Here is a 19,760-nt window from a genome sequence, read left to right as displayed (position 1 = left end):
TCAGGCCGGGCGCGGCTGCGCCGCCGGGAGTCGCGACCCGAACTCCAGCACGAGGTCCGCCAGCGTTTCCGGGTGCTCGAGCTGCGGGCAGTGTCCCCACCCCGCGACTCGGATCGACTCGGTGCCGGGGACCGGCCGGTCCGCACGCACCAGCCGGTCGCGGGTCCCCCACACCATCAGCACCGGGTACGCCGGGACGGGCAGCTCCCGGACCTCGTCGATCTCGTGAAGGACCCGGGCCACCAGCCCGGCCGCGTCGCGGAGGTCACCGCGCCGGGAGAACTGCGCGATCCACGAGTCCGCCACGGCCGGGTCGAGCCGGCGGCCGACGCCGGCCCCGTGCGCATAGCCGCGTACGAGCAGGAACCGCAGGACCGGCATGGGAAGGATCGGGACTGGGAGCGCCGCGGGCGTCCTGGCGAGGATCCGGCGGCCGAGTCGGACCCGCCGGGTGAACCCGAAGCCCGCCGGCGCGATCGCCACGATCCCGGCCAGCGGGAGTCTGCTCGTCTGGGCCGCGGCCCAGACGGCCGCGCCGCCCAGCGAGTTGCCCACGACCAGCGGCGGACCCTGCTCGGCGGCGACGCGGCGTACGGCGTCTTCCACGAACTCGGCGAGCTGGGGCATGACCGGACCGGGCCGCATCCTGTCCGCCCGCCCGAAGCCCGGCAGGTCCAGGGCCAGCGCGGCGTGCCCGCGCGCCTCGAGCACCGGGAGCAGCGCCCGCCACCCCGGCGCGTGGTCGGAGAAGCCGTGCAGCAGCAGGATCGGCGTACCGGTGCCGTGGACCGTGAGCACTCGGGTGCGCACCCCGGCGATCTCGCGGAAACCATCGTCCATGCCGTGAGTGTGGCCGATTCAGGCCCCGATCGGGAGCCTCCGCGCGCGGGGGGTCGCGAGGGTCAAGGACCTTGTTCGCCTCAGTCATGGGGGCGACGCGAGAGCCCTTCTAGCGTTCCAGATGTCGAACCGAACTGACTGGAGACGCTGATGCCGAAGTACCGATCCGCCTGGATGGACATGGATCTCGATGCCCTCGCGGACACCGCGCGGACCTTCTTCGAGAAGGAGTGCGCGCCGCACGAGGCGCGGTGGTCCGAGCAGCAGTACGTCGACCGCGAGGCCTGGACCAAGGCCGGCGAGCAGGGCCTGCTGTGCCTGAGCATCCCTGAGGAGTACGACGGTGGCGGCGGCACCTTCGCCCACGAGGCGGTGCTGGCTCGCCAGCAGGTGCACGCCCTCTCCCCCAGCCTCGGGATCGGGCTGCAGAACGCGATCATCGCGCACTACTTCAACGCCTACGGCACCGAGGAGCAGAAGCGCTCCTGGCTGCCGAGGCTGGCCACCGGCGAGGTGGTCAGCGCAATCGCCATGACCGAGCCCGGCACCGGCTCGGACCTGCAGGCCATCAAGACCAAGGCGGTCAAGGACGGCGACGAGTACGTCATCAACGGCGCCAAGACCTTCATCTCCAACGGGCACCACGCGGACGTGGTGCTGGTCGTGTGCCAGACCGACCCCGACGCCGGGGCGATGGGCTTCTCGCTGATCATCGTCGAGACCGACCGGCCGGGGTTCTCCCGCGGCCGCAACCTGAAGAAGATCGGCCAGCACGGGCAGGACACCTGCGAGCTGTCGTTCGACGACGTCCGGGTGCCGCGGTCCAACCTGCTCGGCGAGGCCGAGGGCATGGGCTTCATCTCCCTGATGCAGCAGCTTCCCCAGGAGCGCCTGATCCTCGCGGTGGCCGCCGTCGCAACGATGGAGAAGGCGGTCGAGCTGACCATCGAGTACACCAAGGAGCGCACCGCGTTCGGCAAGCCGGTGTTCCAGTTCCAGAACAGCAGGTTCGTCCTGGCCGAGTGCGCGACGCTGGTCCGGGTCGCCCAGAGCTTCCTGGACGACTGCATCCAGCAGCACCTGTTGGGCGAGCTCGACATCGAGACCGCGGCGATGGCCAAGTGGTGGCTCACCGAGCAGCAGTGCATCGTCGTCGACCGGTGCCTGCAGCTGTTCGGCGGCTACGGCTACATGGAGGAGTACCCCATCGCCCGCCTCTACGCCGACGCGCGGATCCAGAAGATCTACGGCGGCACGAGCGAGATCATGAAGGAGATCATCTCCCGCTCACTGTGAGCCCCAGAAGCCCATCGGCGGGCAGGACGTCCTGCCCGCCGAACCGTGCGTCTTCGGACGGTCAGCTGCCGACGATCTGCAGCTCCCAGATGGAGTAGTTGCCGTAGCAGCAGGGGGCGCTGTCCATGCGGACCCGGACGTGGCGCGCCTGCACCCCGTCGAGGGCGATGACCGAGTTGTCGCCTCCGCTGTCGGTCACCTGGAGCTTCGTCGCCCAGGTCGACCCGTCCCACACCTGGATGCGGTAGTCCTCCGCGTACGCCGCCTCCCAGGCGATCTGGATGCCGTTGATCGTCCGGGTGGTGCCGAGGTCGACCTGGATCCAGGTCGGGGAGTCCCAGGCGCTGCTGGACCAGCGGGTGCCGCGGTTGCCGTCGACGGCCTTGGAGCCGTGGTGCGACGTCCAGGACTCCACGGAGCTCACCGTGGTGGGCCTGCCGAGCGCGAGGTCGGTGTCGCCGGGCTCGCCCAGGGCGTACTCGCGGATCGGCGGCTCGGCGGTGAGCCAGAGCTCCTCGTTCTCGAACAGCGCGTCGATGAGGTCGGTCAGGAGGCCGACGAGCAGCTTGCCCTGGTTGGCGTCGGCTCCCTCGAACGCCGTGCGGGCGCAGACGGCGGTGTCGATCCGTGTCACGTCGGCGGTGCCGGCGTGGGTGAGCGCGTCCATGGCCAGAGCGTGCGCGGCGGCGTCCGAGAGCATGTCGAGGTGGCCGACGTAGCGCCCCGGGCACACCTGCTGGAGGGTCAGGTTGCTCGCGCCGGGCAGCGAGGTCGCATCCGGCGACGGGAAGATGAGGTCGGTCCTGCTGGTCCCGATGGAGGTGTAGGAGACGCCGGCCGGGATCGGGAAGCGCCGCAACGTACGCGACCAGTCCGAGGCCGGCATGACCTGCCACGCCAGGGCGGGGCAGTCGATGGGGCCGCAGACCCGGCCCACCAGCTCGGTCCCGCCGTACGGTGAGTCGAGGGAGACGACGTCGTCGATCCGGGACGCCAGGTCCGGCCAGAAGCGGATCGCCCAGGCCGGCAGGAGACCGCCCTGGCTGTGCCCCAGGACGGAGATCTCCTTGCCGCTGGTGTCGCTCATCGAGCGCACCGCGTGGACGACGTACTCGACGGTGGCCTGCATGTCCTGCGCGCCGCCGCCGGGCAGCGCCACCGTGCAGACGGGGTAGCCCTGCTCCCGCAGCACCTTCTGGTAGCCCCAGCTGTAGGCCACCGGCGCGGTCATGACCGTGCCGGGCACGAGCAGGATCGGGGTCTTCCTCGAGGTGGCCAGGTCCGAGGAGCAGGACAGCGCCGCGGACAGCGCGGCCGTGGACGTCGTCAGGGTCGGGCCGGACGGGGCGTCGAACCCGACCGGGCCTGTCGTCACCGCCGTCGTGGCACTCGCGCCGGCGCCGGTGGTCGGGGTGAGCCCGACCGCGGCGAGGACGGCGAGACTCAGCAGGACGGTACGTAGGAGGGGTCGTCGCATGGGGTAGCTCCTCGGGATCGGCGGACCTCTCACGGACCCGCTCAGGAGTGAGTGTGCTGTTCGTCACATCCGTGCAGCCATGCCGATCCAGGACGTTCTCTTGTCGATATCGGCCACGCGGCCTACCGTCACGAAGGTGAGCCATTGGGAGGTCCCCCGTACCGCCATCGGGGTTCGCCACCTGCTCGCCGCCGCCCGGGAGCGCGGGATCGAGGCGTCGGACGCGCTGGCCGGGACCGGCCTGGACGCCGAGCGGCCCATCGACGAGGTGACCGGCTGGCAGGAGCTCGCCGTCGCCCGGAACCTGGCCCGGGCGCTGTCCGACACCACCGGGCTCGGGGTCGCCCTCGGGCGCCGCCTGCACCTGGTCAGCTACGGAGCCGCCGGGCTGGCGGCGCTGGCCTGCTCCACGCCACGCAACGCGCTGAAGCTGGCGCGCTACTTCCCCGACCGCCTGGCCGTGCTGTCACGCACGGAGCTCGAGGAGGTCGGTCACCGCTCCGCGCTGCGCTTCGACGCCGGAAGGATCCCGGCCGACGTACGCCGCATGCTCCTGGAGCGGGACGTCATCGCCGTCACCACGGCGCTGCGGGAGGTCGCGGGACGGCCCCTCACCGGCCTGACGATCGACCTCGAGCTCGGTCGCGACGCGGCCCATGACGAGCTCGTCGACGCGCTGCGGATCACCCCGTCCTACGACGCTCCCGCCACGCGCCTGCTCATGGACGACGCGTTCCTCGACGCCCCCGCTCCGCAGGCGGACCCGGATGCGCTGGTCGAGGCGATGGTCGACGTCGCGCAGCACCTGGACCGGCGACCACCCCGCAGCAACGTCGCCGGCGCGGTGGTCGCCCACCTCGAGCAGCAACCGGGACCACCCCGCCTCGAGCCGGTCGCGGCCGCGCTGCACACCACGCCTCGAACCCTGCGGCGGCAGCTGGCCGCCGAGGGCACGTCGTTTCGCGCCTTGGCCGACGAGGTGCGCCGGGCTCGCGCCGACGCGCTGCTGGCGGAAGGCCGGCTGAGCGTCGAGCAGATCGGGGTCGAGCTCGGGTACGCCGACGCCGCAGCGTTCAGCCACGCCTTCCGGCGGTGGACCGGACTGTCGCCCTCGCAGTTCCGCAGGAGCGCTTCGGCACGCTGACCTCCCGGCCGACAGCCGCACAGGCCCGGGTCAGTCGTCCGACGCGTCCTGCGCCGACTTCGGGCGATAGGCACCCGGCGCGCTGCCGGTCCACCGGCGGAACGCGCGATGGAAGGCGCTGGGCTCGGAGAAACCGAGCCGCTCCGAGAGGGCCGCGATGGTCTCCTCGCCGGCCACCAGGCTGGCGATCGCGGCGTCTCGGAGCAGCTCCTCCTTGATCGCGGACATCGAGGTGTCGTCCTCGCGCAGGACCCGCCTGAGGTGCTGGGTGCTCATCGCCAGCTGCGAGGCGACCTCGTCGGGCGTTGGCCACGGGCCCCGAAGACCGCGTTCGAGGATCCGGCGCACCTGGTCGGCGGGCGTCGCTCCGTAGTCGCGGTACATCAGCAGGTCCGCCGGCGCGTTGCGGAGCCACTCCTCCAGCTCCTCCTCGGTGCGCATCACCGGGAGCGTGAGCAGCTCGTTGCTGAAGCGCAGGCTCGCGGTGGCCTGGCCGAAGGCGATGCGCCGGCCGAAGACCTGGTCGTAGTCCTCGGCCCGCTCGGGACGCTCGTACGGCAGCGAGACCTGCTCGACGGGGAGCCGGGACCCGGCCAGCCAGCTGAAGAAGCGCAGCCCGACCGAGAGCGCGATGTCGGTGACGAAGTGGTCCGGGTCGTCGAGGCTCTCGGTGTCCAGGGTCAGCTGCGTGGTCCGCTCCCCCACCTCGAGGTCGAAGGTCGGCAGCCCGGGCAGGACCCGGCTGAAGTCCCGGGCCCGCTCCATGACGCCGCGCAGGTCGGGGGCGCTCATCAGGCCGAGGCAGACCATCCGGAACGTGCCGAACGGTGAGGGCCGGGCGCCCAGCCCGACCCACTCGTCCCCGGTGAGCCGCCACAGCTCCTGGACGATCTCGGTGGCCTGCTCGAGCGTGATGCGCGCACGGTCGTCGAAGAGCAGCTCCGGGTCGATGCCGAGGTGGTCGAGCCACTCCTGGGCGTCGACGTCACGACGCCGAGCGGTCCTCGCGGCGGCCCGCAGGAACCTCACCGGGATCGTGCGCTGGGTCATCGGACTCCTTCGATCGTCGCGGTCAATCTTCTCGCGAACTCCGGTCATTAGAACTCACGGCCATCCTCCCTAGCGTCTTTCCCAGGCAAGAAACGTACTGACACCAAAGGAGCCGTGATGGCTGAGGCAGGCGAAGACTTCGACTTCGACGTGATCGGGCAGTGGAGTGAGCCGGTGTCGTTCAGCGTCACCCAGGACGCCACTATCGCGTACGCCAACGCGACCAACGACGACGCCACACCCCATGCCGCCGGCGACTACGCCGCGCCGGTCTACGCGGTCGTGCCGGTCTTCTCGATCATGGCCGAGCGCACCATGAGCGCCGTCCCGGACGAGCTGATCATGCGCATCCTCCACGGCGAGCAGGACATGCGCTTCCACCGCCCGATCGTGGCCGGGGACGAGCTGACCTGCCGGGCCCAGGTGGTCGGCGTCCACGGCCGCTCCTCCGGCGTCGTGGTCACCACGCTGCTGGAGACGAGGGACGCCGCGGGCGAGCTCGTCAACGAGCAGCACTTCACCGGGTTCTTCCGGGGCGGCGTACTCGAGGGCGGTCGGGGCGAGGAGCCTCCGGCACACGGCATCGATCCGACGCAGACCGAGCGTCCTGCGGACGCCGTCGTCGTCCAGAAGTTCGACGACGACCAGACCTTCCGGTACTCCGAGGCCTCCGGCGACCTGATGCCGATCCACCTCGACGACGACTTTGCGAAGGCGATGGGCCTGCCGGGGATCATCATCCACGGCCTCTGCACTATGGCGTTCACCTCACGCGCCGTCATCGAGACGGCCTGCCCCGAGGACCCCAGCCGGCTGAAGCGCCTGGCGGTCCGGTTCAGCTCGCCGGCTCAGCCGAGGCACACCATCACGACCGAGCTGTGGAAGGTCACCCCGGAGTCGCTCGACGACGGCGGGACGTACGTCTTCGAGACGACCACCGACGAGGGCGACTTCGTCATCAGGGACGGGCTCGCCGAGATCGCACCCGCAACGAGCAAGAGGAGCAACGCATGAGTGGCAAGGTGTTCGTCATCGGCGTCGGCATGACGAAGTTCGAGAAGCCGGGCAGCCGGGAGAGCTTCGACTACCCCGACATGGCCCTCGAGGCCGGCACGAAGGCTCTCGAGGACGCGGGAGTCGGATACGACAGGATCCAGCAGGCGTACGCCGGCTACTGCTACGGCGACTCGTGCGCCGGTCACCGCGCGGTCTACGGCCTCGGCCTGACCGGGGTTCCGGTCTTCAACGTCAACAGCAACTGCTCGACGGGTTCGAGCGCGCTCTTCCTGGCCGCCCAGGCGATCCGCGGCGGGATGGCGGAGTGCACCCTGGCGCTCGGGTTCGAGAAGATGCAGACCGGTTCGCTCGCCTCGACCTACGAGGACCGCGAGCAGCCGATGATGCGGCACATGCTGGCGATGGCCGAGCTGCGGGAGATCGCGTTCCCGCCGGCGCCGTGGATGTTCGGCGCCGCCGGCCTCGAGCACAACGAGCGCTACGGCTCCACCTCGGAGCACTTCGCCAAGATCGCCGAGAAGAACCACCGGCACTCGGTGAACAACCCCTACGCGCAGTTCCAGGACGAGTACACGCTCCAGGACGTCAAGGACGCGAAGATGGTCTACGCCGAGGCCGACCTGACCCGCCTGATGTGCTCGCCGACCTCCGACGGCTCCGGCGCGGCGATCCTGGCCAGTGAGCGGTTCGTCGAGGACAACGGCCTCGGCGACCAGGCTGTCGAGATCGTGGGCCAGTCGCTGGTCACCGACCTGCCCTCCACCTTCGAGGACAAGAGCCTCATCAGCCTCGTCGGGGCCCCGATGAGCAAGGAGGCCGCCGGCCGGGTGTACGAGCAGGCCGGGCTGACGCCCGACGACGTCGACGTCATCGAGCTGCACGACTGCTTCGCCCCCAACGAGCTGCTCACCTACGAGGCGCTCGGGCTCGCTGCCGAGGGCGAGGGCCACAAGCTCGTCGACGACAACGACACGACGTACGGCGGCCGGTGGGTGGTCAACCCCTCCGGCGGCCTCATCTCCAAGGGGCACCCCCTCGGAGCCACCGGTTTGGCGCAGTGCGCCGAGCTGACCTGGCAGCTGCGCGGCACGGCCGACAAGCGCCAGGTCCAGAGCGCCGCCCTGAAGTCCGGGGTCGCGCTGCAGCACAACATCGGCCTCGGCGGATCGGTCGTCGTCACGGCGTACCGACCGGCGAACCGCTGACCGACCCAACCCAGAAGGAGCAGCATCCATGGCACACGTAGACGTCTCCCAGGAGATCGGCGCGAACCAGGAGGACACCTGGAAGGTGTTCTCCGACCTGAACAGCTTCGAGAAGTGGCTGACCATCCACGACAAGTGGTACGGCGAGCCCCCGACGGACCTGACGGTCGGCAGCACGTTCACCGAGCAGGCCACCATCATGGGCATGTCCAACAAGATCGACTGGGTCGTCGAGGAGTTCAACGCCCCGTCGAACATGAAGATCTCGGGCAAGGGCCTCGCCGGGGCCCAGATCACCTTCGACCTCTCCGTCGACCCGGTCAGCGACACGACCTCGACCGCGTCGATCGTCGCCGACTTCACCGGCCAGATGGTCGTCGGCGCGATCGGGGCCGCCATCGAGCGCGCCTCCGACAAGGAGTGCAAGGCGTCGCTGGAGAAGCTGAACGAGCTGGTGAGCTGAATGGGATCCCTCGATGGCCGCGTCGCGGTCGTGACGGGAGCGGGTCGCGGCATCGGCCGTGAGCACGCGCTCCTGCTCGCTCAGGAGGGTGCCGCCGTGGTCGTCAACGACCTGGGTGGCGCCAACGACGGAGCCGGCTCGGACGCCGGTCCCGCCCAGGAGGTCGCCGACGAGATCAAGGCGGCGGGTGGCCGCGCGGTGGCCAACACCGACAACATCGCCACCTGGGCCGGTGCCCAGGCGCTGGTCGACCAGGCCGTCGAGAAGCTGGGCGGCCTCGACATCGTCGTGAACAACGCCGGCATCCTGCGCGACGCGTTCGTGGCCGGCATCACCGAGGCGCAGTACGACTCGGTCATCGACGTCCACCTCAAGGGCCACTTCGCGGTGCTGCACCACGCCGCGGCGTACTGGAAGGAGAGGTCGAAGGCCGGCGAGCAGGTCGCCGCGTCGGTGATCAACACCGCGTCGGCGTCGGGGACCTTCGCCGTCAACTCGGGTCAGGCCAACTACGGTGCCGCGAAGGCCGGCATCGCGGCAATGACCCTCGTGGCGGCGCAGGAGCTGGAGCGGTACGGCGTCCGCGTCAATGCGATCGCCCCCGTCGCCCGGACCCGCCTCACCCTGGCCACGCCCGGCATGGGCGCGCTGTTCGCGCAGGAGGTGCCCGAGGGTGAGTTCGACGCCTTCAGCCCGGCCAACATCGCCCCCGTCGTCGCCTACCTGGCCCAGGAGAAGTGCCCGCTGAGCGGCCAGGTCTTGGCCGTGCAGGGCGGCGCGATCCAGCGGCTCGTGGGCTGGACGATCGAGGAGACCATCGAGACCGACGGGCCGTGGCTCGTCGAGGACCTCGAGCGACGGCTGGCCGACTGGGCCTGACCCCCGTCCCCCGGGAGCCGCGCGGCGGCTCCCGGGGAGCTCACCACGTACCGGACCTCACGAGGGGCGACACCCATGACCGACCTGGCACACACCATCACCGACATCGCGGCCCGCGTGGCGAACCACGGCGACCGGGTCGCGATCCGGTCCAAGCGGCACGGCAGCTGGGTGGAGCGCACCTACCACCAGCTCGACGCCGAGATCACCCGCCTCGCCGGCGGGCTCATCAGCAGAGGCGTCGAGCCCGGTGACCGGGTCTGCATCCTCTCCGAGACCCGCCCCGAGTGGACGCTGGTGGACTTCGCGCTCCTTCGCATCGGCGCCGTCGTGGTGCCGATCTACCCGACGAGCAGCCCCCAGGACTGCGCCTGGGTGATCGGTGACTCAGGGGCCCGGATGATCGTGTGCGAGGACGCTTCCCAGGTCGCCAAGGTCGCCTCGGTCCGCGACCGGCTCCCCGACCTGCGTTCGATCGTGGTGATCGACGCTCCCGAGCATGACGACGACCTGACGACGCCGGCCGATCTCCTGGCCGACCTCCAGGCCGACGGCGAGGACCACACCGAGGAGCTCGAACGGCGTCGCACCTCCGTACGTCCCGAGGACACCTGGTCGATCGTCTACACCTCCGGCACGACCGGTCCGCCGAAGGGCTGCGTGATCAGCCACGGCAACATGATCGCGCTGTGTCGCTCGACGCGTGCCCTCGGACTGATCCGGGAGGACGATCTGGCCTACCTGTTCCTGCCGCTGGCGCACATGTTCGCGCGCATCATCCAGATGCTTTCCGCCGATGTCGGATCCACCGTGACCTACTACGGCGGCGACCTCTCCCGAGTGGTCGAGGAGCTCGCCGAGGTCCGGCCGACGATCCTGCCCTCGGTGCCGCGGATCTTCGAGAAGATCTACGTCCGGGTCACCACCGGCGCGAGCGACGCCGGGGGCGCCCGCGCCAGGATCTTCGACTGGGCCATGGGCGTCGCCCGACGTACGGCCAGGCTCAGCGAACAGGGGCGGACACCGCGCGGGCCGCTGGCCGTCCAGGCAGCGATCGCCGACCGCCTGGTCTTCAGGAAGGTACGCGGGGTCCTCGGCGGCCGGGTCCGCTACTGCCTCACCGGAGCGGCCCCCATCTCCGCCGAGATCCTCGAGTTCTTCTACGGCATGGGCATCCCGGTGGTCGAGGGCTACGGCATGACCGAGTCGGGTGCGGCGATCTCGACGACTCCCCTCGGCCGGCCCCGCTTCGGGACCGTCGGCAAGCCGCTGCCCGGGGTCGAGGTCCGGATCGCCGAGGACGGCGAGGTCTGCGCCCGCGGCGACAACGTCTTCCTCGGCTACTACGGCAACCCCAAGGCGACCGCCCAGACCGTGGTCGACGGCTGGCTCCACACCGGCGACCTGGGCGAGCTCGACGCGGACGGCTACCTGTCGATCACCGGCCGCAAGAAGGACATCATCATCACCGCCGGCGGCAAGAACCTGAGCCCGGCGAACATCGAGAACGACCTGAAGCGCTCCCGCTGGATCTCCCAGGCGGTGATGCACGGAGACCGGCGGCCCTATCCGGTGGCGCTGATCACGCTGGATCCCGACGAGATCACCGCGTACGCCGCGGCGCACGGGCTGCCGACGTCGCTGGCCGAGCTGGCCACCCACCCCCAGGTCCTCGAGCTCGTCCAGAAGGACCTGGACGAGGCCAACGCCAAGCAGGCGAGGGTGGGGCAGATCAAGCGGTTCGCGATCCTGAGCGAGGACCTCTCGGTCGAGAACGGCGAGCTGACGCCCACGCTGAAGGTCAAGCGGAAGGTCGTCAACGAGAGGCACGCGGCGGTCCTGGAGTCGCTCTACTCGTCCCCGGGATCGCCGTATGGGTCATCGTCCGCGTCCTCGTCCGCGTCCTGACGTCGGACGGGCTCGACCACCCACTGCTCGACACATCGATCGAAGGTAGGCACAGCGATGGCACGTACACGAGGGAACGAGGTCAACGGCAAGGTGGTGGCGATCACCGGCGCCGCCCGCGGGATCGGCAGGGCCACGGCCGAGGCCTTCCTCGCCGCGGGGGCGAAGGTCGCCATCGGTGACCTCGACGCCGACCTGGCGGCCAGGACGGCGGCTGAGCTCGAGGGCCCCGTGGACGTGGGCACCCGGGTGGTCGGGCTGCCGCTGGACGTCACCGAGCCGGTGTCCTTCGCGGCCTTCCTGGACGCCGCCGAGGCCGAGCTCGGGCCGCTCGACGTCCTGGTGAACAACGCCGGCATCATGCCGACCGGCCTGTTCGCCGAGGAGGACCCGGCGATGACCGGCCGCATCCTCGGCATCAACCTCGGCGGCGTCATCAACGGAAGCCGGCTCGCCGCCGAGCGCTTCACGTCCCGGGGGACGGGACATCTGGTGAACATCGCCTCCCTCGCCGGCGTCAGCGGCTTCCCGGGTCTGGCGACCTACTGCGCCAGCAAGCATGCCGTCGTCGGGTTCACCGAGTCGTTGCACCGTGAGCTCGCGGTGCACGGGGTGGGCGTCACCGCCGTCCTCCCCGGAGTCGTACGCACCGAGCTCTCCGCCGGCGCGAACACCCCGGCCTGGACGGAGGCCATCACCACCGTCGACCCCGAGGACGTCGCCCGGGCGATCGTGCGGGTCGTCGGCTCGGAGAAGCCGCTGGTCACCGTGCCCCGGAGCCTGGGCGTGACCCTGACGGCGATGAGCCTGCTGCCCTACCGGCTCCGCGGCCTCGCCGAGAAGGCGACCGGGGCATCGACCGCCTACACGCAGGCGGACCCGGTCGCCCGCGAGGCGTACCACCAGCGTCTGCGCAGGCAGGCCTGACATGGACGGTCCGACCACCTCGACGTTCGAGGTCCGCTCCCCCGTCGACGGTCGGCTGCTCGCCGAGGTCGCCGACTTCGCTCCGGCCCAGGTCGCGGAGGCCGTGACCACGCTCCGGACCGCCCAGCCGGCCTGGGAGGCGCTGGGCCCGAAGGGGCGCGCACGATGGATGCGCAGGCTGCGCGACTGGCTCCTCGACGAGGCCGAGCACCTGGCCGACGTACTCCAGGCGGAGTCGGGCAAGCCGCGGGCCGAGGCGCAGCTCGAGGCCCCGTGGATGGCGGAGCTGATCAACTACTTCGCCGACCACGCGCGCGAGTTCCTGGCGGACGAACGCGTTGGCAGCTCCGGCCTGCTGTCCGCGACCAAGCGGATGGTCAAGGTCCACCGGCCCTATCCCGTGGTCGGCGTGATCTCGCCGTGGAACTACCCGCTCGCGATGCCCGGCATGGACGTGATCCCGGCGCTGCTCGCCGGCTCCGCGGTGCTCCTGAAGCCATCGGAGGTGACCCCGCTCTCGGCGCTGGAGCTGGCCCGCGGCTGGCGTGAGATCGGCGCTCCCCCGGTGCTGGCGGTCGCGACGGGCTCGGCTCCGGCCGGCCAGGCGCTGGTCGACGTGGTCGACTTCGTCCAGTTCACCGGCTCGACCGGCACCGGACGGCTGGTCGCCCATCGGGCCGTGGATCGGCTGGTCCCCTACAGCCTCGAGCTCGGCGGCAAGGACCCCGCCATCGTGCTCGCCGACGCCGATCTCGACCGGGCCGTCGCCGGCGTCGCCTGGGGAGCGCTGTTCAACTCCGGGCAGGCCTGCGTCTCCATCGAGAGGGTCTACGTCGAGGACTCGATCCACGACAGCTTCGTCTCCAGGCTCACCACGCTGGTCGACGGCCTGCGCCACGGCGAGGAGAAGACGCCGTACGCCGTCGACACCGCGGCGATGGCCACCATGGCGCAGCGCAACCTCGTCCATCGACACGTCACCGAGGCCCTCGCGAGCGGCGCCCGAGCGCTGACCGGCGGCCGACCCACGGGGGTCGGCACCGGCTACCGGCCGACGGTGCTGGTCGACGTCGACCACTCCATGACCTGCATCCGCGAGGAGACCTTCGGTCCCACCATCCCGGTGATCAGGGTCGCCGATGCGGACGAGGCGGTACGGCTCGCCAACGACTCCAGCTACGGCCTCTCGGCCACCATCTGGACCCGAGACCTCGCCCGCGGCCAGAGCATCGCGCGCAGGCTCGACGTCGGCGCGGTCAACATCAACGACGCGTACGCGAACCTCTTCGCCCTGACCCTGCCGCACGGCGGGTGGAAGACGTCGGGTTCGGGCGCCCGGTTCGGCGGCGCACACGGACTGCGCAAGTACACCCGTCAGCAGGCGATCACCACACCCCGGTTCCCCACGCTCGAGCGCGAGCCGGCCTGGTTCCCCTACTCCAGAAGGCGCGCGCAGCTCACCCGCCACCTCTTCCACGCTGTCGCGGCTCGCGACCTACGACGTCGGATACCCCGGATCGTGCGATCTCGCCGGTGGCCAGGCGCAAGATCCGGATGATCGTCGCCCCATGGCGCGGCACAGACCAGCTTCCAGGCGGTCAAGCGCTGCGCTTTCCGCCACCGGCGTCCGCCGACACCAGCCCGTGCACCATCCGCAACCAGACTTTCCCGGACTGGGCGAACGTCACCGGAATCGCCTCCGGGAGCTACCTCACGGTCCGCACCGGGCCTGGATCAGGCTACGACGTCAAGGATCGCCTGGCCAACGGCAGGCTCGTCGCGGTCTCCTGTTATACAACGGGGCTGACGGCTCGTTCAGTGCGGCTGTCCGCCGGCCCCGTCGAGTCGTAGCGTGAGGATTGCCCTGATCTCGGGATCGGCGTTGTCGACGACGACGAGGGCCCGCTGCCATGCACCGCGGGCGCGGGGTCGGTCGCCGAGGTCCTCGGACAGGTCGCCTGCCTGCAGCCCGCTGCGGGCGGCGCTGACATGGTCGCCAAGGGCCTCGTACTGTTCCGCTGCCCGCTCGGCCGCCTCGAGCGCGTCCTCGAGCCGGCCCAGTCGCTGGTACGCCAGGGCGAGGCTGTCCCAGGTGTCGGCCTCGCCCGGGCGGTCGCCGCTGGTCTGGGCATGCTCGAGCGCCTTCAGACAGGTGGCGAGTGCCCGGTCGAGGTCGCCGAGGTGAACGAGATACCAGCCCATGGAGTTCATCGCGCGGCCCAGGCCGGCCTCGTCGCCGGTGCCGGTGAACAGCTCCACGAGCTTCTCCATCCTCGCCACCGCCTCGGCGAACCGGCCTTCTCGGGCACAGGTCCAGGTGTCGTTGCGCAGCACGTACGAACGGCCGACGTCGTCGCCGATCCGCTCGAAGCCCTCGGAGGCGAGGGCGAAGTGCTCGTGGGCGCGGTCGTACTCCCCCAGCCGCGCGAGAGCCTGACCTGCGAGCCGGTGACACTGAGCCACCCCGGCACCGTCGCCGGCAGCGGCCAGGACGACGACCGCGTGCTCGGCGAGATTCGCCCACGGCCACCACAGGGCCGCTCGTCGGTCGGCATAGTCGACCAAGCACCACACCAGCCGCCAGCCGTACTCCGGGTAGCCCGTCGCCAGGGCGATCCAGGCGACCTCCAGCAGGCTCTCGTGCATCGCGGTGAACCAGGCCAGCGCCTCGTCATAGCTGGTGACCCGGTCCAGGACCACCTGGTCGACCATCGGCAGCAGCGAGATCGGGTATTGCTGCGGGTCCATCAGCATCGCCGCCTCGCGAGCCGTGGCCAGGTAGTGCCCGAGCACCCCGAGCGCCGCGCGTCGCTTCGCCTCCGGCGACTCCGAGGCTCCGAGCAGGTCCACGGCGAGCAAGCGGACCAGGTCGTGCTGGACATAGCGCTGCGGCCGACGCTCCTCGACCAGGCTGGCCGCCGCCAACCGGGCCATCGTCGAGCTCGCCTCGGTCAGCGTCACGCCGGCGAGGCTGGCCGTTGCCGCGAGCGAGATCTCCGCCACCCGGTGCAGGCCGAGCAAGCGGAAGACACGGGCGTCCTCGGGCCCCAGCGCGAGATAGGAGGAGCGGATGGCCGCGCGTACGCTGCTGTGTTCATCCGGCCCGCTCAGATTGTCCAGACGGCCGCTCTCGGGTCGCAGCTCGTCGGCCAGGTCGGAGAGCCGGAAGGCCGGGTTGGTGGCCGCCCTGGCCGCGACCAGGCTCAGTGCCATCGGCAACCGGTCGCAGGTCTCGATGATCTCAGCGACCGCGCCGTCCTCGGCCCCGACCCGGCGCGCGCCGAGCCGGCGCCTGAGCAGCTCACGAGCCTCGTCACCGCTGAGCGGCCCCAGTCGCACCGTCGAGGCACCCTCCCGGGAGACCACGCCGAAGAGCTGGTCCCGACTGGTCACCAGAGCCGCGGCAGTACGTGGCGGGAGCAGCGGCCGAACCTGATCGGCATCACGCGCGTTGTCGAGCACGACGAGCAGGCGCCGCTCGGCGATCGTCGAACGGTAGAGGGTGAGCTGTCGGTGCACGTCACTGGGCACCTGCTGGGCATCGACGCCGAGCTCGGCCAGCACCAGCCGCAGGGCCTCCCCGAGCGCCATCGGCCGACGGTTGGGATCGAAGCCACGGAGGTCGACGTAGACGACGCCGTCGGGAAACTTGTCGTAGTGCAGATGCGCCCAATGCAGGACCAACGCGGTCTTGCCGACCCCGGCGGCGCCCGAGACCACGACGACCGGCGCCTGCTCTCCGGAGGCGATCAGCTCGTCGATAGCCGCCAGCGCGTCGGTGCGGCCCACGAAGGTCGAGGGCGCCGACGGCGGGACCGGCCTGGTCGCCGCCCCGGAGCGGCCGGCGTCCTCCGGGTCGCCGAGCAGGTCGGCGAAGACCGCGCTCAGCTCCGCGCCCGGGCCGACACCGAGCTCGTCGGCGAGCGAGCGGCGTACGTCTTCATACGCAGCCAGTGCCTCCGCTCGGCGGCCGGTCAGATCCAGCAACCTCAGATGCCTGACCCAGAGCGACTCTCGCAGTGGGTGGTGCTCGAGAGCGGCACGGATCCGCTGAGTCAGCTCGGTGATCTCGATCGGATCGGGGAACCGAGGTCCCACCAAGGACAGATCAGCCACCCGTTCCAGAGCGGACAGGTAGCGGTCGGTAAGAGCCGGTACCTCGGCGGCGTAGAGATCCTCGGAGTCGACGCCGGTGAAGGCGACGCCTCGCCAGAGCCGGACCGCGGCCCACAGCTTCTCCGCACACGAAGGATCGCCGGGTTCGGCCTCCGCCAACCTGCGGAACCTGGCCACGTCGACCTGCTCTGCGGTCGCCTTCAGCACGTAGCCGCCCGCGCTGAAACCGATCGACTCGGGTGGCAGCCGGCTGCGCAGGCGGCGTACGACCGTGTGGACCGAGGCGCGCACGTGCTGCGGCGGCCGCGCACCCCAGACCCGCTGGGCGAGCGTCTCGACAGTCACTGGCAGGCCGGGATCCATCGCGAGCACCGCGAGCAGCGCACGGCCACGACCGCGGGGAAGCAGAACCGGTCGGCCGGCGACGGTGACCTCGAAGGACCCGAGAAGGCCGACCTGTAGGTCGGACGCAGTGCGGTCGACCACCACGCTCCTTCGCCATCGAGCCGATCCACCGCGACTGTAGCCAGCCGTGGTCAGAGCGCAACCACAAATCAGGTCTGGATCGGCGCGAACGGAGACGTCCGGCCCGTGGTGGCGATTAATCTGGTCGACATGACCGGCATCCAGGGAGTCAATACCACTGTTCGGCCGTCCGGCGCCGGGTGTGCCGAGTGCCTTGCCAGTGACGACGGCTGGTGGTTGCACCTTCGCAGATGTGCCGAGTGCGGGCATGTGGGCTGCTGCGACAGCTCGCCGGCGCAGCACGCCAGTCGCCACTACCGCGAGACCGGCCACCGTTACATGCAGAGCTACGAGCCCGGCGAGGAGTGGTTCTGGGACTTCGAGAACCAGGAGGCCGTACGCGGAGTCGTTCTGGCGGGCCCGACCAGTCGACCGGAGTCTCAGCCCTCGCCGGCTCCGGCAGATCGCGTTCCCGAGGACTGGCAGCAGCACCTGAACTGAGTCCGCCCGCGCCCGCGCCCGCGGCGGCGGCCTCAGCCTCGCGGCGGTTGCTGGTGGGCGTACGCCCACATCGCGATCTCGACGCGGTTGCGGGTGCCGAGCTTGGTCATCAGCGACGCGACGTGGGTCTTGACCGTGCTCAGGCCGACGTAGAGCTCGGTGGCGATCTCGGCGTTGGTCCGGCCCCGTGCCACCAGGGCGAGCACCTCCTCCTCGCGCTCGGTGAGCGGGTCGATGGGTTGCACCGGTGCCACCGGCGTCTGGCCGGCGAAGGTCGCCAGCAGCCGGCGGGTGACATTGGGGGCGATCAGCGCGTCCCCGTCGGCCGCCGCGTGGATGGCCTGCACGAGGAGCTCCGGCCCGGCGTCCTTGAGCAGGAAGCCGCGGGCACCGGCGCGCAGGGCGCCGAGGACGTACTCGTCGAGGTCGAAGGTGGTGATCACGACGACCGCCATCGGGTCCGTCACCTCCGGCCCGGCCAGGCGCCGCGTCACCTCGACGCCGTCGAGTCCGGGCATCCGGATGTCGACGAGGAGGACGTCGGGACGCAGCCGGGTCGCCAGGTCGAGCGCTGCGAGCCCGTCTGCCGCCTCCCCCACGACCTCGAGGTCGGGTTGCGCGCCGAGGATCATCACCAGCCCGGCCCGGACCAGGTCCTGGTCGTCGGCCACGACGACACGGATGCTCATGCCCGCACCTCTGCCGGCAGCACGGCCTCGACCACCCAGCCACCCTCGGGCCCCGGGCCCGCGGAGAGCGAGCCGCCGAGGAGCTGGGCGCGTTCGGTCATGCCCAGCAGGCCGAACCCCGGCTCGGGAACCGGCCCCGGCTCGGTCCGCCCGTCGTCGCAGACGCGCAGCCTGACGGCGTCGCCCTCGCGGCGTACGTCGATCCCGACGCGGGTCGCGCCCCGGGCGTGGCGTACGGCGTTGGTCAGCGACTCCTGCGCGAGCCGGTAGAGCGCGGCGTCCACCGGTCGCGCGAGCCGGGTCAACGATCCCTCCAGCGAGACCTCGACAACGGGCTTCGTGTCGGCGTGCGCGAGCGCAGGCAGGTCCGCGACACCCAGCTGCGGTGAGAAAGCGGCGGCCTCCTCCTCGCGCAGCACCCGCACCATGGACCTCATCTCCGCCAGGGTCCGCGACGCCTCGGACTCGATCGCGGCCAGGACCTCGACAGCCTTCTCCGGCTGGATGCCGGCGACGACGCCACCGGCCTGCGCCTGCACCGCGATGGCCGAGACGTGATGGGCCACGGTGTCATGCAGCTCCCGCGCCAGCGCCACCCGCTCCTGGGTGCGGATCTCGCGCTGTTGGCGTTGCCAGAGATCCGCGCGGTAGCGGAACACCGCCGCGAGGGCGACGACCAGCAACAGGAGGACGATGCCGCCGAAGAGGTCGGCCCAGCCCGCGGCGGAGGCGTACATGCCCAGCGCGACGACGACCGTCACGAACGCCGTCCCCACGACGATCTCCCGTCCCGAGCCCCACCGCACCAGGGAGTAGAGCAGGATCAGGACGGCCAGCATGGAGTAGAGGTCGAGGTCCCCGGCGGGCGTGGTCAGCTGGAGGATGGAGAGCAGTCCCGCGACCCCCCACCCGATGAGGGCCGCCACCAGCGGGCGGCCCCGACGCCAGAGCAGGGCGGGCACCAGGGTCAGAGCAAGCACCGTCACCAGGGGTCGCCAGGCCACGTCCGACCGGACGATGCCCTCGACCACGACGGCGACCGCGAACGCACCCACCAGCAGCCGGTCGAGACGACCGATGGGTGGGGCGTCGGCAGGCCGCGGCTCGTGCCAGATGGAACGCCGGACAGGTATCACGACACCAGCCTAGGGATCGGCGAGCCGCGGCGTACCGGCCGAAAGTACGAGAGGAGGACCGTTCCATCGGCCAGGCGAACTCCGGCCTCCGGTCCGATGTGCCCGCGGCCGCGGTCAGCCAGCGTGGACCCAACGATCCTCACCACCACAACGGAGCCCATGATGAGAACACCTCAGACCACCACCACCACCACGCTGGACGAGCAGCCGATCTCGGTGAGAGTCAAGCTCGCCGCAGCCTGGACGAGCTTCATGTTCCTGTACGCCTACGTGGACATCCTCAACTTCTTCACCCCCGGCGTCGTCGACGACATCCTCGCCGGCAAGGTCTTCGAGTTCGACCTCTCCCAGACCTTCTCGACCACGGCCCTGACCCTCGTGGCCGTCCCGATCCTCATGGTCGTGCTGTCGACGACCCTGCCCGCCCCCGCAGGCCGCATCACCAACCTCGTCGTGGCCGCGCTCTACGTCCCCGTCACGGCGTTCAACCTGCTGGGCGAGTCCTGGCTGTACTTCTACGGACTCGGCGTCGTGCTGGAGCTGACCCTGCTCGCGTTCATCGTGCGGTACGCCTGGACCTGGCCCCGCACCGCACCGCAGGTCGCCCGTCCGGACCGCGAGACCATGCGCGCCCAGCAGCTGTGAGT

The 19,760-nt window shown here is 70.8% G+C and carries 17 protein-coding genes; 11 read left to right on the top strand and 6 right to left on the bottom strand.

What is annotated here, in order from left to right:
• Complete coding sequence (locus BLT25_RS00255; RefSeq protein ID WP_091040825.1) at positions 1–840, bottom strand: alpha/beta fold hydrolase; 840 nt, start codon at positions 838–840, stop codon at positions 1–3.
• 150 nt (positions 841–990) lie between these two features.
• Here BLT25_RS00255 and BLT25_RS00250 point away from each other — a divergent pair, with 150 nt between their 5' ends.
• Positions 991–2,136 carry an acyl-CoA dehydrogenase family protein gene (locus BLT25_RS00250; RefSeq protein WP_091040824.1) on the top strand — a complete coding sequence of 382 codons (1,146 nt, stop codon included), beginning with the start codon at positions 991–993 and terminating at the stop codon, positions 2,134–2,136.
• A 61-nt stretch (positions 2,137–2,197) separates the two neighbouring features.
• Here the strand turns inward: BLT25_RS00250 and BLT25_RS00245 are convergent, their stop codons facing one another.
• Positions 2,198–3,613: a discoidin domain-containing protein gene (locus BLT25_RS00245; protein ID WP_091040822.1), complete on the bottom strand. Its 1,416-nt coding sequence runs from the start codon at positions 3,611–3,613 to the stop codon at positions 2,198–2,200.
• 136 nt (positions 3,614–3,749) lie between these two features.
• Between BLT25_RS00245 and BLT25_RS00240 the strand changes: the two genes are divergently transcribed.
• Positions 3,750–4,757, top strand: a complete 1,008-nt coding sequence (locus BLT25_RS00240) for a helix-turn-helix transcriptional regulator (protein ID WP_176883495.1) — start codon at positions 3,750–3,752, stop codon at positions 4,755–4,757.
• Between the two features lie 30 nt (positions 4,758–4,787).
• Here BLT25_RS00240 and BLT25_RS00235 read toward each other — a convergent pair whose 3' ends face one another.
• Positions 4,788–5,807 (bottom strand): AraC family transcriptional regulator, encoded by a 1,020-nt coding sequence (locus BLT25_RS00235; RefSeq protein WP_176883493.1) that lies wholly within the window; start codon positions 5,805–5,807, stop codon positions 4,788–4,790.
• A gap of 117 nt (positions 5,808–5,924) precedes the next feature.
• Between BLT25_RS00235 and BLT25_RS00230 the strand changes: the two genes are divergently transcribed.
• The 7 genes from BLT25_RS00230 (at position 5,925) to BLT25_RS00200 (ending at position 13,764) form a co-directional block, all read left to right on the top strand.
• Positions 5,925–6,821 (top strand): MaoC/PaaZ C-terminal domain-containing protein, encoded by an 897-nt coding sequence (locus tag BLT25_RS00230; RefSeq protein WP_091040816.1) that lies wholly within the window; start codon positions 5,925–5,927, stop codon positions 6,819–6,821.
• The gene (locus tag BLT25_RS00225) at positions 6,818–8,029 is read left to right on the top strand and encodes a lipid-transfer protein (protein WP_091040815.1); all 1,212 of its coding nucleotides are present in this window, start codon (positions 6,818–6,820) and stop codon (positions 8,027–8,029) included. Before BLT25_RS00230 ends, BLT25_RS00225 begins: the two co-directional genes overlap by 4 nt.
• Before the next feature lie 28 nt (positions 8,030–8,057).
• Positions 8,058–8,492 carry a type II toxin-antitoxin system Rv0910 family toxin gene (locus BLT25_RS00220; protein ID WP_091040813.1) on the top strand — a complete coding sequence of 145 codons (435 nt, stop codon included), beginning with the start codon at positions 8,058–8,060 and terminating at the stop codon, positions 8,490–8,492.
• Positions 8,493–9,371, top strand: a complete 879-nt coding sequence (locus tag BLT25_RS00215) for an SDR family oxidoreductase (RefSeq protein ID WP_091040812.1) — start codon at positions 8,493–8,495, stop codon at positions 9,369–9,371.
• Between the two features lie 75 nt (positions 9,372–9,446).
• Positions 9,447–11,279, top strand: coding sequence for an AMP-dependent synthetase/ligase (locus tag BLT25_RS00210; protein WP_091040810.1), 1,833 nt, complete (start codon positions 9,447–9,449; stop codon positions 11,277–11,279).
• A 57-nt stretch (positions 11,280–11,336) separates the two neighbouring features.
• Positions 11,337–12,206 carry an SDR family oxidoreductase gene (locus BLT25_RS00205; protein ID WP_091040809.1) on the top strand — a complete coding sequence of 290 codons (870 nt, stop codon included), beginning with the start codon at positions 11,337–11,339 and terminating at the stop codon, positions 12,204–12,206.
• Position 12,207: 1 nt separating this feature from the next.
• Positions 12,208–13,764: an aldehyde dehydrogenase family protein gene (locus BLT25_RS00200; RefSeq protein WP_091040807.1), complete on the top strand. Its 1,557-nt coding sequence runs from the start codon at positions 12,208–12,210 to the stop codon at positions 13,762–13,764.
• A 257-nt stretch (positions 13,765–14,021) separates the two neighbouring features.
• On the opposite strand, the gene BLT25_RS00195 is transcribed toward BLT25_RS00200, so the two are convergent.
• The gene (locus tag BLT25_RS00195) at positions 14,022–16,808 is read right to left on the bottom strand and encodes an AfsR/SARP family transcriptional regulator (protein ID WP_091040805.1); all 2,787 of its coding nucleotides are present in this window, start codon (positions 16,806–16,808) and stop codon (positions 14,022–14,024) included.
• A gap of 129 nt (positions 16,809–16,937) precedes the next feature.
• Between BLT25_RS00195 and BLT25_RS00190 the strand changes: the two genes are divergently transcribed.
• Entirely contained in the window at positions 16,938–17,288 is a 351-nt protein-coding gene (locus BLT25_RS00190) for a UBP-type zinc finger domain-containing protein (protein WP_091042322.1), read from the top strand.
• A gap of 32 nt (positions 17,289–17,320) precedes the next feature.
• Here BLT25_RS00190 and BLT25_RS00185 read toward each other — a convergent pair whose 3' ends face one another.
• Both BLT25_RS00185 and BLT25_RS00180 read right to left on the bottom strand, forming a co-directional pair.
• On the bottom strand, positions 17,321–17,977 hold the full coding sequence (locus BLT25_RS00185; protein ID WP_091040804.1) for a response regulator: 657 nt from the start codon (positions 17,975–17,977) through the stop codon (positions 17,321–17,323).
• Positions 17,974–19,113 carry a sensor histidine kinase gene (locus tag BLT25_RS00180; RefSeq protein ID WP_091040801.1) on the bottom strand — a complete coding sequence of 380 codons (1,140 nt, stop codon included), beginning with the start codon at positions 19,111–19,113 and terminating at the stop codon, positions 17,974–17,976. Before BLT25_RS00180 ends, BLT25_RS00185 begins: the two co-directional genes overlap by 4 nt.
• 162 nt (positions 19,114–19,275) lie before the next feature.
• On the opposite strand from BLT25_RS00180, the gene BLT25_RS00175 reads away from it, so the two are divergent.
• Positions 19,276–19,758 (top strand): DUF6326 family protein, encoded by a 483-nt coding sequence (locus BLT25_RS00175; protein WP_091042321.1) that lies wholly within the window; start codon positions 19,276–19,278, stop codon positions 19,756–19,758.
• Positions 19,759–19,760: the final 2 nt, after the last annotated feature.

The organism is Nocardioides sp. YR527 (genome assembly GCF_900101045.1).
In the GTDB taxonomy this organism is placed as follows: domain Bacteria; phylum Actinomycetota; class Actinomycetes; order Propionibacteriales; family Nocardioidaceae; genus Nocardioides.
This window is presented reverse-complemented; position numbering and strand designations above follow the sequence as displayed.